General features: G+C 72.2%; 10 protein-coding genes. 7 read left to right on the top strand and 3 right to left on the bottom strand.

Annotation, left to right across the window (positions count from 1 at the left end; translation table 11 throughout):
- Positions 1-192: 192 nt before the first annotated feature.
- The 7 genes from I2W78_RS01240 (at position 193) to I2W78_RS01210 (ending at position 9585) form a co-directional block, all read left to right on the top strand.
- Entirely contained in the window at positions 193-1953 is a 1761-nt protein-coding gene (locus I2W78_RS01240) for a ThuA domain-containing protein (RefSeq protein ID WP_196456147.1), read from the top strand.
- A gap of 296 nt (positions 1954-2249) precedes the next feature.
- The gene (locus tag I2W78_RS01235) at positions 2250-3209 is read left to right on the top strand and encodes an STM4015 family protein (protein WP_196456145.1); all 960 of its coding nucleotides are present in this window, start codon (positions 2250-2252) and stop codon (positions 3207-3209) included.
- The gene (locus tag I2W78_RS01230; RefSeq protein WP_196456143.1) at positions 3206-4426 is read left to right on the top strand and encodes an STM4014 family protein; all 1221 of its coding nucleotides are present in this window, start codon (positions 3206-3208) and stop codon (positions 4424-4426) included. Before I2W78_RS01235 ends, I2W78_RS01230 begins: the two co-directional genes overlap by 4 nt.
- Positions 4427-4466: 40 nt before the next feature.
- Positions 4467-5330 (top strand): STM4013/SEN3800 family hydrolase, encoded by an 864-nt coding sequence (locus I2W78_RS01225; protein WP_196464347.1) that lies wholly within the window; start codon positions 4467-4469, stop codon positions 5328-5330.
- A gap of 332 nt (positions 5331-5662) precedes the next feature.
- Positions 5663-7159, top strand: coding sequence for an STM4012 family radical SAM protein (locus I2W78_RS01220; protein ID WP_230885288.1), 1497 nt, complete (start codon positions 5663-5665; stop codon positions 7157-7159).
- A gap of 9 nt (positions 7160-7168) precedes the next feature.
- Positions 7169-8032: an STM4011 family radical SAM protein gene (locus I2W78_RS01215; RefSeq protein WP_196456141.1), complete on the top strand. Its 864-nt coding sequence runs from the start codon at positions 7169-7171 to the stop codon at positions 8030-8032.
- A 32-nt stretch (positions 8033-8064) separates the two neighbouring features.
- Entirely contained in the window at positions 8065-9585 is a 1521-nt protein-coding gene (locus I2W78_RS01210; protein WP_196456139.1) for a carboxylesterase/lipase family protein, read from the top strand.
- A 67-nt stretch (positions 9586-9652) separates the two neighbouring features.
- Here the strand turns inward: I2W78_RS01210 and I2W78_RS01205 are convergent, their stop codons facing one another.
- The 3 genes from I2W78_RS01205 to I2W78_RS01195 form a co-directional block, all read right to left on the bottom strand.
- The gene (locus I2W78_RS01205; protein ID WP_230885736.1) at positions 9653-10990 is read right to left on the bottom strand and encodes an aminobutyraldehyde dehydrogenase; all 1338 of its coding nucleotides are present in this window, start codon (positions 10988-10990) and stop codon (positions 9653-9655) included.
- Between the two features lie 64 nt (positions 10991-11054).
- Entirely contained in the window at positions 11055-12386 is a 1332-nt protein-coding gene (locus I2W78_RS01200; protein WP_196456135.1) for a flavin monoamine oxidase family protein, read from the bottom strand.
- A gap of 49 nt (positions 12387-12435) precedes the next feature.
- Positions 12436-13548, bottom strand: a complete 1113-nt coding sequence (locus tag I2W78_RS01195; protein WP_196456134.1) for an ABC transporter ATP-binding protein — start codon at positions 13546-13548, stop codon at positions 12436-12438.

Below are 13548 nucleotides of genomic sequence, written 5' to 3'. Positions count from 1 at the left end.
AAAGGACTTACGTCCTCGAACGAACGCCGCTAACTTCCTTCTGACACGCCCGCCTGCCGCTACCCCCACACCCGGGAGGCACCTGTGCGCACAAGTCCGTTAAGTCGCAGACCTCTTCGATGGCTCGTACCGACGGTGGCAGGCGCCGTCGGTGTCGTTTTGCCCGCCGCACCCGCGGGAGCCGCCGAGGAAGTGCGCAACAAACTGAGAGCGGCCACGGCCCTCCTCGGAGCCGCCCTGCTGGCCGGAACACCTCAGGCCATCGCCCTGACCGGCGCCGCGGACCACGCCACCGGGGCCGACGCGGCGTTCTCGTCGCCGGTATCAGCGGCGGACCCCGCGTACGAGGTGCTCGTCTTCTCCAAGACGGCCGGTTTCCGGCACTCCTCGATCGACGACGGCATCACGGCCCTGCGGGACCTGGGCGCCGAGCACAACTTCACCGTGGACGCCACCGAGGACGCCGGTGCCTTCACCGGCGCCAACCTCGCCCGGTACGAAGCCGTCGTCTTCCTGTCCACCACGGGCGACGTCCTGAACGGCGCCCAGCAGACCGCCTTCGAGCAGTACATCCAGGGCGGTGGCGGATACGTCGGCATCCATGCCGCGGCCGACACCGAGTACGACTGGCCCTTCTACGAGGGGCTGGCCGGAGCCCTGTTCCACTCGCACCCGGCGATCCAGTCCGCCACCGTCAAGGTCGAGGACCGGGCCCACGACGCCACAGCTCACCTGGGCACGTCCTGGCAGCGCACGGACGAGTGGTACAACTACCGCTCGAATCCGCGCACCACCGCCCGCGTCCTGGCCTCCCTGGACGAGTCGAGCTACAGCGGCGGCAACATGTCGGGCGATCACCCGATCAGCTGGTGCAAGGACTACCAGGGCGGCCGGGCCTTCTACACGGGCGGTGGGCACACCGACGAGTCCTACGCCGAGCCCGCCTTCCGCCGCCACCTCCTCGGTGGCCTCCGCTGGGCGGCGGACCGCACACAGGCCGACTGCCGACCGGAGACGGGCTACCAGACGCTCTTCGACGGATCCAGCACCAACGGCTGGAAGCAGGCGGGCCCGGGCGGCTTCACGCTCGCCGACTCCACCCTGACCTCGTACGGAGGCCTGGGCATGCTGTGGTACTCCGCGCAGGAGTTCAAGGGGGACTATTCCCTGAAGCTCGACTGGAAGATGGCCGGGGACGACAACTCCGGCGTCTTCGTGGGCTTCCCGGCCTCCGACGACCCCTGGTCCGCGGTGAACAACGGCTACGAGATCCAGATCGACGCCACCGACGTTCCCGAACGCACCACCGGGGCGGTCTACGGGTACAAGTCGGCGGACATCGCCGCACGTGACGCGGCGCTGAACCCTCCGGGCGAGTGGAACACGTACGAGATCCGGGTCACGGGGGAGCGGCTGGAGGTCTTCCTCAACGGCCAGAAGATCAACGACTTCACCAACACGGATCCGGCACGAAGCCTCGCCCAGGGGCACATCGGCATCCAGAACCACGGCGACGGCGACGACGTGTCCTTCCGCAACGTCCGCATCAAGCACTCGGGTTCCACTCCTGGGCCGCGTTCGGGCGAGGTGAAGGGCGTCAACGGCAAGTGCCTGGACGTCGACGGATCGCAGACCGCCGACGGTACGAAGATCCAGCTGTGGACGTGCAGCGGCTCCGACGCGCAGAAGTGGACCGTCGCGGACGGCACCATGAGGGCCCTGGGCAAGTGTCTGGACGTCTCCGGCGGCGGCAGCGCCGACGGTACGAGGATCCAGTTGTGGAGCTGCAACGGCACCGGCGCCCAGCAATGGTCTCCGCAGGCCGACGGCTCCGTCCGTAATCCGCAGACCGGCAAATGCCTCGACGCGTCCGGCGGCACCTGGAACGACGGCACGCCAGTGCATCTGTGGTCCTGCCACACCGGACCCAACCAGAAGTGGACGCTCCCCTGATCGACGGGAAAGTGACGGGGAATGACGAGAGGGCCGGGACGCGTTCCCGGCCCTCGAGTATTCGGCGCCCCTGTTGCCGGAGGTCGTCTCCTCATGGCCGCGGCCGCCGCTCAGCTCGTGGAGTGGGCCGGGACGTCCGCGAGGCTGGGCCGCCCCGGTCAGGTCTCGTGCACCGGCGCGTCCCCCCCCCCGGCGCAACGGCCGGAACCACGGCCCCCCGACGGGCTTTGTCAGTGCCTGTTGGTAGAACAGCGGTCGCCACGGAACACCCGTTCTCTCTTCACAGGAGCAGCCGCATGACCATCGGTGACCACCTCGACGCGCTGTACCGGCTGCCCGCCTACACCTTCCCGGGCCCCGATCACCGGCCGGACGACCTGCCCGACGCGGACTCCTCCGCCTGGCGCATCGGCAGCGGCGTGTACGACGCCGAGGAGGACTGGACCGACGCCTTCGCCCGGTTCTGCGCCGCCGTCGACACCACCCGCGTCCGCGCCCTGATCGTCGGTGCCTGGCAGGAGGCCTACGACACCGACCCGTCCGCCGTCATCGAGGCGCTGGTGGCCGCCCGGGACCGTCTCCCGGCGCTGCGGGCGCTGTTCGTAGGCGACATGGTGATGGAGGAGTGTGAGATCTCCTGGATCAACCAGACCGACGTCACCCCCCTTCTCACCGCCTTCCCCGACCTGGAGGAGTTCGGCGTCCGCGGCGGATCCGGGCTGCGTTTCCCCGCCCTGCGCCACACCGGCCTGCGCAAACTCACCATGGAGTCCGGCGGGCTGCCCGCCGACGTCGTGCGCGGTGTCGCGGGCAGCGACCTGCCCGCCCTCGAAGAACTCGACCTGTGGCTGGGCACGCCAGACTACGGCGGCGACAGCGAAGTCGCCGACCTGGAGCCGATCCTGTCCGGCGCCCGCCTGCCGCGCCTGCGCCACCTGGCCCTGCGCAACAGCGAGATGCAGGACGCCGTCGCCGCGGCCGTCGCCGCCGCTCCCGTGGTCGCCCGCCTGGAGGTGCTGGACCTGTCCATGGGCGTCCTGACCGACGACGGCGCCGCCGCTCTCCTCGCCGGCCAGCCGCTCACTCACCTCAAGCAACTCGACCTGCACCACCACTACATGACCGAGCCCCTCCAGGAGCGCCTGCGGCAGACCCTCGAACCCGCCGGCGTCGCCCTGGACCTGGACCACGGCGACGCCGACGAGGACCACGACCACAACGGCACGGTGTGGCGATACGTCGCCGTGGGCGAATGAGCGCGCCGACCATGCGACCGGCCCGTGTCCCCAGCGCCCGTTTCGCCGTCGTGGGCAACCCCGAGAACCGCCGGGTCACCCTCTTCGCCGAGGCGGTGCGCGCGGCCGGCCTGCCCGCCCCGCGTGTCGTCGCCTGGTCGGACGTACTGCGCGCGGGCGGAGCCGAGTTCGACGCGGCGGAACTCGTCCGCGTCGACTCGCCGGGCGAGAACGCCGACGTCGACCGGCTGCTGCGCGGCACCCAGGACCCCACCCGGGTGGAGGGCTCGGCCCGCTGGTACGCGGGGTTCACGGCGGCGCTGCGCTCCCTGCGCGGCGGAATCCGGCTCGACGACCCCGACGACCTGGCAGTGCTGTTCGACAAGCGGCGCTGCCACGCCGTCCTCGACGCGGCGGGCGTGCCGGTCCCCGCCTCGCCCACATCGGGGCCGGGAGCCGCGCCGATACGTGGCTGGGACGACGTACGGGCGCTGATGCGGGAGCACCGGATGCCCCGGCTGTTCGTCAAGCCCGCGCACGGCTCGTCCGCGTCGGGTGTGCTGGCCGTGGAGTCGGGCGGGGGCGGGCGCCTCCGGGCCACCACCTCGGTCGAACTCGCCGCGGACGGGCGTCTGTTCAACTCCCTCAGGGTGCGCCGCTACGAGCGCGAGCGGGACATCGCGGCCATCGTCGACGCGCTCGCCCCCGACGGCCTGCACCTGGAACGCTGGCTGCCGAAAGCCTCGCAGCAGGGCCGGGCCGCGGACCTGAGAGTCGTGGTGGTCGCCGGCCGAGCCACCCACGCGGTGGTCCGCACCAGCCGCTGGCCCCTGACCAACCTCCACCTCGGCGGCAGCCGCGGCGACCTCGACACGGCCCGGCGGGCCGTCGAGGCGGCGGGCGCCCGCTGGGCCGACCTGCTCGACGTGTGCGAGCGGGCCGCGGCCTGCTTCCCGGGCACCCTGTGCGTGGGCGTCGACCTGCTGCCGGCCGTCGGGTGGCGCAGCGCCGCCGTCGGCGAGGTCAACGCCTTCGGCGATCTGCTGCCCCGGCTCACCGGCCTGCCCGGCAGCGGAGCCGAAGGCCTCGACACCTACGCCGCCCAGGTCACGGCCGCACTGCGCACGTATGACGGTCGGCCCGACGAGGACCACGGACCCCACGGGCCCCCACAGCACCACCCGCACGGCAAGAGAACAGGAACACGCGCCCATGCCCTCGCCCGCCCCCATCAGTGAGCCGATTCCGCCCACCCCGTCGGCAGCGGGCGAGCCGGACATGAACGAGATCGTCGGCAGCCACGACCTCCTCCTCGTCACCCTCGACACCCTGCGCTACGACGTAGCCGCCGAACTCGCCGCCGCGGGCCGCATACCGAACCTGACCCGCCACCTGCCCGGCGGCCGCTGGGAGAAGCGGCACGCCCCGGGCAGTTTCACCTACGCGTCCCACCAGGCCATGTTCGCCGGCTTCCTGCCCACCCCGGCCGCCCCCGGACCGCACCCACGGCTGTTCGCGGCGAGCTTCGCGGGCAGCGAGACCACCGCACCGAAGACCTTCGTCTACGACACCCCCGACCTTGTCTCCGGCTTGGCCGAGGTGGGCTACCACACCGTGTGCGTCGGCGGAGTGGGCTTCTTCAACAAGCAGGGTCCGCTCGGCTCGGTGCTGCCCGGCCTCTTCCACGAGTCGTACTGGGAACCGGACTTCGGTGTCACCTCGCCCGCGTCCTTCGAGAACCAGGTGGCCCGCGCCGAACGCGTGATCAGTGAACTGCCCGCCGAGCAGCGGCTGTTCCTCTTCGTCAACGTGTCCGCCCTGCACCAGCCGAACTGGTTCCATCTGCCGGGTGCGACCCGAGAGGACGGCGACACACGCGAGACGCACGCCGCCGCGCTGGAGTACGTCGACCGGCACATCGGTCGGCTGTTCGCCGCGGTGAGCAGCAGACGCCGCTGCTTCGCGATCGTCTGCTCCGACCACGGCACCGCCTACGGCGAGGGGGGCTACACCGGCCACCGCCTCGGTCACGACTGCGTCTGGACCGTGCCCTACGGCCACTTCTTCCTCGAACCCGCACCCCCCACGACCACACCCGCGACGCTCCCCGAAGCCACCCCGACGGAGGCCACCCGACGATGACCACCGCCGAAGCCTCGACAACCCGCGCCGAGCCCCTGATGACTGCTGGCGAAGTCTCGGCGGCTCGCGTCGAGACTCTGATGACTGCTGGCGAGGTCTCGGCGGCTCGCGTCGAGACTCTGATGGCTGCTGGCGAGGTCTCGGCGGCTCGCGTCGAGACTCTGATGGCTGCTGGCGAGGTCTCGGCGGCTCGCGTCGAGACTCTGATGACTGCTGCCGAAGCCCCGACAACCCGCGTCGAAGCCCCGACAACCCGCGCCGAAGCCCCGACAACCCGCGCCGAAGCCCCGATGACCACCGCTGAAGCCCCGATGACCACCGTTGAAGCCCCGATGACCACCGCTGAAGCCCCGACGACCGCCGCTAAAGCCCCTACCACCCGCGCCGAAGCCCCGACGACCACCGTTAAGGCCCCCACGACCCCCGCCGAAACCTCGGCAACCCCCGCCGGATCCCTGCTGACCGCCGCCGTATCGGCCGCGCCCTCGGGTGCCACCACCGCACCGGACGCGCTCGAGGGCGGTCCCTACCAGCACTACGTCTACGCCTACCCCCACAAGACGGCCTACCGCCCGCTTCCCCACCGCCCCACGCTCGCCTCCCTGTGGGCCGCCGAGCCGAAGGACGCCCTCTCCCTCTACCTGCACATCCCCTTCTGCGAGGTCCGCTGCGGCTTCTGCAACCTGTTCACCCGCATCGGCGCCCCGGACGGACTGACCGGGGCATACCTGGACGCGCTGGACCGCCAGGCGGCCACCGTACGCGAGGCTCTCGGGGACACCGACGAGGTCCGCTTCGCCACGGCGGCCTTCGGCGGCGGCACCCCCACCTTCCTCACCGCCGGCGAACTGGACCGCCTCTGCGACATCGCCGAGCACCGCATGGGCGCCGACCTGCGTGCCGTCCCGCTGTCGGTCGAGGCGTCACCCGCCACGGCCACCGCCGACCGGCTGGCGGTCCTGGCCGCCCGCGGCGCCACCCGCCTCAGCCTGGGCGTGCAGAGCTTCGTCGACTCCGAGGCGCGGGCCGCCGTACGCCCGCAACGCCGCGCCGACGTGGAGTCCGCGCTCGGACGCGTCCGCGACGCCCGCATCCCGGTGCTCAACATCGACCTCATCTACGGCATCAACGGCCAGACGGAGGACACCTGGCGCCACTCCCTGGACGCCGCCCTGTCCTGGCGACCCGAGGAGCTGTACCTCTACCCCCTGTACGTCCGCCCCCTCACCGGCCTCGACCGCCGCGGCACCGGCCCGGACCCGGCGTGGGACGAGCAGCGGCTGCGGCTGTACCGCGTCGGCCGCGACCACCTCCTCGCCCACGGCTACACCCAGCAGTCCATGCGCATGTTCCGCCGGACCGACGCCCCGCCGCAGGGTGCCGACGACTACGCCTGCCAGACGGACGGCATGATCGGCCTCGGCTGCGGCGCCCGCTCCTACACGGCCGGGCTGCACTACTCCTTCGACTACGCCGTCGGCATGCACGAGATCCGCGCCATCATCGACGACTACGTCCACACCACCGACTTCTCCCACGCCGAGGTCGGCTACGAGATGGACACCCACGAGGCGCGGCGCCGTCACCTGCTGCAGTCGCTCCTTCAGGCCGAGGGACTGCCACTCGACGCCTACCGGGCCCGCTTCGGCGTCGCCCCCGCCGACGACTTCGGCCCCGCACTGGAACGATTCGCCGACCGCGGCTGGCTGGCCGACGACTCCACGACCCTCCGCCTCACCCCCGAGGGCCTCGCCCACTCCGACGCGATCGGCCCCGCCCTGTTCTCCCCGGCCGTGCGGGCCGCGATGGCCGCCTACGAGAGGAAGTGACCGGCCCTCATGGACCTCACCCTGCTCTACCGTGGCCCACTCGCCTCCTGCGACTACGACTGCCCCTACTGTCCGTTCGCCAAGCGTCGCGACAGCGGCGCCGAGCTGCGCGCCGACCGCGCCGCTCTGGAACGCTTCGCCGCCTGGGCCGCGGACCGTGGCGAGGACCGTCTGTCGATCCTGTTCACCCCGTGGGGCGAGGGCCTGGTCCGTTCCTGGTACCGGCGCACCCTCGCGGACCTCTCCCACCTCCCGCACATCCGGCGGGTGGCGATCCAGACCAACCTCAGCTGCCGCACCGACTGGCTCGCCGACGCGGACGCCGACACCCTCGCCCTGTGGTGCACCTACCACCCGGGCCAGACCCCCTACGACCGTTTCCTCTCCAAGTGCCGCGAACTGGCCGCGCGCGGCGTCCGGTTCAGCGTCGGCGTCGTCGGACTGCCCGACCACCTCGAAGCGGCCCGCCGCCTGCGCGCCGACCTGCCGGACCACGTCTACCTGTGGATCAACGCCGCCGAGGGCCACACCTACACGGACGCCGACGCCGACCTGTGGACGGCCCTGGACCCGCTGTTCCCCTACAGCCGTCACCCCCACACCAGCGCCGGTCTGCCGTGCCGTACCGGCGACTCCGTGATCTCGGTCGACGGCGACGGCACCGTCCGCCGCTGCCACTTCGTGCGCACCCCCCTGGGCAACCTCTACGACGGCTCGTACCGAGATGCCCTGCGCCCGCGCCCCTGCCCGCTGGCCACCTGCGACTGCCACATCGGCTACGTACACCTCGAGACGCTGCCTCTGTACGACGTCTTCGCCGGTGGGGTGCTGGAACGCATCCCCGCGGGCCGTACCCTGATCAGCACGAGTTGACTTCCGTTTCGCCCTCCCGTGAGGAGCCATCGATGCGCGGACACGAATCTGCCCAGGTCACAACGGATTCCGGCGTGGTCCGCGGTCGCCTTGAGGGCGGTTTGACGGTCTTCCGGGGCATCCCCTACGCACAGCCGCCCGTGGGTGAGGCGCGCTTCGCGGCCCCGCGGCCGGTGGAGCGTTGGGACGGCGTCCGGGAGGCGTTCGCGTTCGGTCCGCCGCCTCCGCAGGAGCCCATGGGTCCCGACATGGCTCCTGCCGGGGATCTCCCGGCCGGTGACGACTGGCTGACCGTGAACGTCTGGACGCCGGACGCGGATCCGGCGGCGCGGCGCCCCGTCATGGTGTGGATCTACGGCGGCGCCTACAAGTTCGGCTCCTCCGCCGACCCCGCCTACGACGGCAGCCGCCTCGCGCGCGAGGGCGACCTCGTCGTGGTCACGCTCAACTACCGGGTCGGGATGGAAGGCTTCGCGTGGATCGAGGGCGCGCCGGCGAACCGGGGACTGCTCGACCAGGTCGCGGCCCTGGAATGGGTGCGTGAGAACATCACCGCCTTCGGAGGCGACCCCGACCGGGTCACCGTCTTCGGTGAATCCGCCGGCGCGGGATCCATCGCCTCGCTGATGGTCATGCCGCGCGCCCGGGGCCTGTTCCGGCGGGCCATCGCGCAGAGCGTGCCCGGCACGTTCTTCTCCGGCGCGCTGGCCGCGGACATCGCGGCCGCCCTGGCCGGTGAGCTCGGCCTGCGTCCCACGGTGGCCGACCTCGCCGGCGTGGACCCGCGCGAACTCCCCGGGGCGGGAGCCGCGTTGACCGCCCGGATGCGCGAGTACGCGCACCGCTGGGGCGCCGTCGCCCTCACCCCGACCCCGTTCTCGCCCGTCGTCGACGGTGAGGTGCTGCCCACCACGCCGTGGGAAGCCCTCGCGAGCGGTGCCGCACGGGATCTGGACCTGGTCGTCGGGCACAACCAGGACGAGTACCGGCTGTTCCTGCTGCTCGGCGGGCTGCTCGGCCGGGTCGACGAGGGCCTGGCCGCGACGGCGCTGGGCCTGTTCGGGCCGACGCCGGACGCCGAGAAGGACTATCGCGCCGCGTTCCCGGACGCCTCGGCGGAGTACCTGTTCGAACTGGTGCAGTCGGACTGGCTGTTCCGCATGCCCTCACTGCACCTCGCAGAGGCCCAGGTGGCCGGTGGTGGCCGGGCGCACCTGTACGACCTCACCTGGTCCGCGCCGGTGAACGAGGGCGCGCTGGGCGCCTGCCACGGCCTCGACGTACCGCTGACCTTCGGCGTGTACGACGGCATCGGCGCCATGCTGATCGGGCCCGAGCCCTCACCCGAGACCGAGACGCTCTCCGCCCACGTCCGCTCCGCCTGGACCGCGTTCGCCACCACCGGCGACCCGGGCTGGCCGGCGTACGACACCGAGCGCCGCCTCGCCCAACTCCTCGACACCGAACCCACCGTCGCCGCCTACCCGGAAGAGGCCTCCCGTCGCCTCTGGGAACAGCACGTCTTCACCGCCCTGCCGCTGCCGACCGCGTAAGGCGGCATGTTGCGCGGACTCTTCCACGACACTCCGGCCGGCCGCGCCACGTCCAGAAGGTGCGGCGTCACAGCATCACGTGCTTGACCTGTGTGTAGTCCAGCAGGCCCGCCATCGACAGGTCGCTGCCGTAGCCGGAGTGCTTCACGCCCCCGTGTGGCATCTCCGACACCGTCGTGCCATGGGTGTTCACCCATACGATGCCGGCGTGGAGCGCCCGGGTCGCCCGCATGGCCCGGTCGTGATTCGCCGTCCAGACTCCGGCGGCCAGCCCGTACCGCGCGTCGTTCGCCAGCCGCAGCGCCTCACTGTCGTCCGTGAACGACTGGACGGTCACGACCGGACCGAAGATCTCCTCCTGCACGAGCTCGTCCCGCTGGCGCAGCCCGGTCACCACCGTGGGCTCGTGGAAGAAGCCCGGCCCGCCGGTCGCCGCGCCGCCCAGCACGATCTTCGCGTGCCCCGGCAGCCGGTCCAGCAGCCCCTTTACGGTGGCCAGCTGACCGGCGTTGTTCAGCGGCCCGAAGTCGCTGCCCGCGCGCAGCGCCTCGGCATGCCCGACGAACGCGTCGACGAACGCGTCGTGGACGTCCGCCTGCACCAGCAGCCGCGTCGGTGCGGTGCAGTCCTGACCGGCGTTGTAGTAGGCGATCGCGGCCAGCCGCGCCGCCGCCTCCTCGACATCGGCGTCGTCATGGACCAGGACCGGGGCGTTGCCGCCCAGTTCGAGGTGCACCCGCTTCAGGTCCGTGGCGGCGGCCGTGGCGATCTCACGGCCCGCCCGCACACTGCCGGTCAGCGCGATCAGCCGGGTCGCCGGATGGCCGACCAGCGCGCGGCCGGTGTCGCGGTCGCCGCACACCACGTTCAGCACGCCCGGCGGCAGGTGCTCCGCCGCGATCCGGGCGAGCAGCACGGCCGAAGTGGGCGTGCTGTCGGCCGGTTTCAGCACGCTGGTGTTTCCCGCGGCCAGCGCCGGGGCGATCTTCCACACCGCCATCATCAGCGGGTAGTTCCACGGCGTGATCTGCGCGCACACGCCGACCGGCTCCCGCCGCAGCATCGACGTGCGCCCCTCGGTGTACTCCCCGGCCGCCGTGCCGGGCAGGTTCCGCGCGGCGCCCGCGAAGAAGCGCAGGGTGTCGGTGATCGCGGGCAGTTCGTCGGCGCGGAACAGCCGCTCCGGTTTGCCGGTGTCGGCCGTCTCCGCCGCTACCAGTTCCGCCGCGCGCGTCTCCAGCGCGTCGGCGATGCGCAGCAGCGCCCGCTGCCGCTCGGCGGGCGTGGTCACCGACCAGCGCTCGTACGCCGTCTCCGCCGCCGCGCAGGCCGCGTCGGTGTCGGCGCGGCCGGACAGCGGCGCGGTCCGGTGGGAGACGCCGGTCACCGGGTCGACGAGCCGCATCGTCGCGCCCGTCGCGGCGGGGACGTCCCGCCCGCCGATGTGGTTGAGCACGTCCGGACGTCGTTCAGCCACGGCGCAGCGCCTCCTTCGCGGCGGCGCGCCCGGTGCGCACCGCGCCTTCCATGTATCCGGCGACCCACTGGTCGGAACCGCACACGTAGAACGGCGGTTCGTGGGTGCCGTGCAGCGGCCCGACCGCCGTCACGTCGCCGGGCGTCCAGTGCGTCACGTAGCCCTGGGTCCACGGGTCGGTGCCCCACAACCGCGTCCAGCAGCGGACGGGGTCGTGGGCCTCGTCGCCGTACAGACGGGCGACCTCGCCGAGCAGTTCGCCCTCGCGCAGGCCGGCGGGCATGCCCAGCAGCGCGCCGTAGCGCTCGGGCGGGACGAGCGCGGAGAGCACGCCCTCGTTCTGCGGCCAGGTGCTGCCCAGCACGCCCTCGCACTCGGACAGGCCGCTGAGCCCCGACGCACGCCAGAACGGCTTGTCGTACGCCGCCACGAACTTCGCGGCGACCGCCTGGCGCTGCCGGTGCAGCGAGGCGAGCCGCTCGGCGGAGACGCCGGTGACCCGGACGGACCGCAGCGGTCCCACCGGCAGGGCGCTCACCACCGCGTCGGCGCGCAGCGTCTCGCCGTTCGCGAGGAGCACCGCGCACCCGCCGGGGCGTACGTCGACTGCCCGGACCGGCTCGCCGAGCCGGATCCGTCCGTCCAGTGCGGCGGCCATGCGCAGCGCGACCGTCGCGGAGCCCTCGGCGACCCGCAGGCCCTCCCAGTCGTCGTAGTCGTAGTGCTCACTCGCACCGGCGCCCGGGTCGCCGGGCACCGCCGCGTGCTTGCGCAGGGCGGACAGCAGGGAGGTCCGCTCGTACGAACCGCTCGCCAGCGCGAGTTGCCCGATCTCCCACAGCCGTACGACGCCGGGCGACGCGCCCTCGGCGCGCAGCCAGTCGCCGACGGAGACGCTGTCGAGGGCGTCGGCCTCCGGATGGCTCCAGGGGTCGTCCGGCTCGACGGTACGGGCCAGGGCGTCGAACGCCTCGGTGACCCGACGGTGGCAGGCGTCGTCGCCCGGAGCGAACCAGTGCGGCGGGTCACCGGCCGAGAGGCCCTCCGGCGTGGCCCGGGCGATGACGCCGGGCTCGGCGACATAGCTGGGGACGAGGATGAGGCCGAGTTCGGCGGCCAGCGCCAGGTAGGCGGTGTGGGCCCGGCCCACCACCTCGCCGCCGAGCTGGACGATACGGCCGTCGGGGAGGGCGGTCTGCTCGACCCGGCCACCGACCCGGTCGCGGGCCTCGACGACGAGGACGTCGGCGCCGCCCGCCGCGAGGTCCCGCGCGGCGGCGAGACCGGCGAGGCCGGCGCCGAGCACGATCACGTCATGATGCATGAGAAACGTTCCTTCTCTGGAGGACGCGGGCGTCGGTCAAGAAGTCACGTCAGTCGAGAACCAGGCAGTGCTCCGGACGCCAGCCGATCTCGACGCTCTCGCCGCCGCACCACCGGTCCTCCATCCGGGACCGGTAGGTGTTCTGCTCCAGCACCGATACCGTGACGCCCGGGGCGAGTTCGATCAGGTAGGTGGTCGTCGGGCCGGAGTACACCGTCTCCCGCACCACACCCGTGACGCGTGCCATGTCCGGGGTGAGTTCGGAGAGCCAGATCTTCTCGGGACGGATCGCGACGCTCACCCGGCTGCCGTCCGCGACCCCTTGCTGCGGGCCCACCGGCAGCGCCGGACCGGCGTCCATGACGACCTCTCCGGCACGGTAGGTGCCCGGGACGAGGTTCGAGGTGCCCATGAACGAGGCGACGAAGCTGTTCGCGGGCCGCTCGTAGACGTCCTCGGGGGTTCCGCACTGCCGCACATGGCCGTCGTTCATCACGCACACCCGGTCCGACATCGTCAGCGCCTCGTCCTGGTCGTGGGTGACGAACACGAACGTGATGCCGATCTCCCGCTGGATCTGCTTCAGTTCGACCTGCATCTGCCGACGCAGCTTCAGGTCCAACGCCGCCAGCGGCTCGTCAAGCAGCAGCACCTGCGGCCGGTTGACCAGGGCACGGGCCAGGGCGACGCGTTGGCGCTGGCCGCCGGAGAGCGTGGCCGGCCTGCGCCCGGCCAGCCCGCCGAGCTGCACCCGCTCCAGCATCGTGCCCACCCGCTCGCGGATCTCGGCCCGCGCCACGCCCTTGCGCTTCAGCCCGAACGCCACGTTGTCGGCGACGGAGAGATGGTCGAAGAGGGCGTAGCTCTGGAACACGGTGTTCACATCGCGCCTGTTCGGCGGCAGCCCGGTGACGTCCTCGCCGCCGAGCAGGATCCGCCCCTGCGTCGGATCGGTGAAACCGCCGATCATCCGCAGCGAGGTCGTCTTGCCGCAGCCGGACGGTCCGAGCAGCGAGAAGAACTCGCCCGCACCGATGTCCAGGGACAGGTCCCGCACGGCGTGGGAGTCGCCGTAGCACTTGCGGATCCCGTCGAGTCGGACGGCGGGCGTGCCGCCCGTGCCGGTCTCCGCGGTCGTGATGGTGGTAGTCGTCGTGGTCAC

The sequence above is a fragment of the Streptomyces spinoverrucosus genome (assembly GCF_015712165.1).
GTDB classification, from domain to species: Bacteria; Actinomycetota; Actinomycetes; order Streptomycetales; family Streptomycetaceae; genus Streptomyces; species Streptomyces spinoverrucosus_A.
Note: the sequence above shows the minus strand (reverse complement) of the source record. Positions and strands in the feature narration are given on the sequence as shown.

Coding starts and splice junctions, on each gene's coding strand:
- I2W78_RS01235 (WP_196456145.1), top strand. CDS start 2,250: ATGACCATCGGTGACCACCTCGACGCGCTGTACCGGCTGCCCGCCTAC.
- I2W78_RS01230 (WP_196456143.1), top strand. CDS start 3,206: ATGAGCGCGCCGACCATGCGACCGGCCCGTGTCCCCAGCGCCCGTTTC.
- I2W78_RS01225 (WP_196464347.1), top strand. CDS start 4,467: ATGAACGAGATCGTCGGCAGCCACGACCTCCTCCTCGTCACCCTCGAC.
- I2W78_RS01220 (WP_230885288.1), top strand. CDS start 5,663: ATGACCACCGCTGAAGCCCCGACGACCGCCGCTAAAGCCCCTACCACC.
- I2W78_RS01215 (WP_196456141.1), top strand. CDS start 7,169: ATGGACCTCACCCTGCTCTACCGTGGCCCACTCGCCTCCTGCGACTAC.
- I2W78_RS01210 (WP_196456139.1), top strand. CDS start 8,065: ATGCGCGGACACGAATCTGCCCAGGTCACAACGGATTCCGGCGTGGTC.
- I2W78_RS01205 (WP_230885736.1), bottom strand. CDS start 10,990: ATGCGGCTCGTCGACCCGGTGACCGGCGTCTCCCACCGGACCGCGCCG.
- I2W78_RS01200 (WP_196456135.1), bottom strand. CDS start 12,386: ATGCATCATGACGTGATCGTGCTCGGCGCCGGCCTCGCCGGTCTCGCC.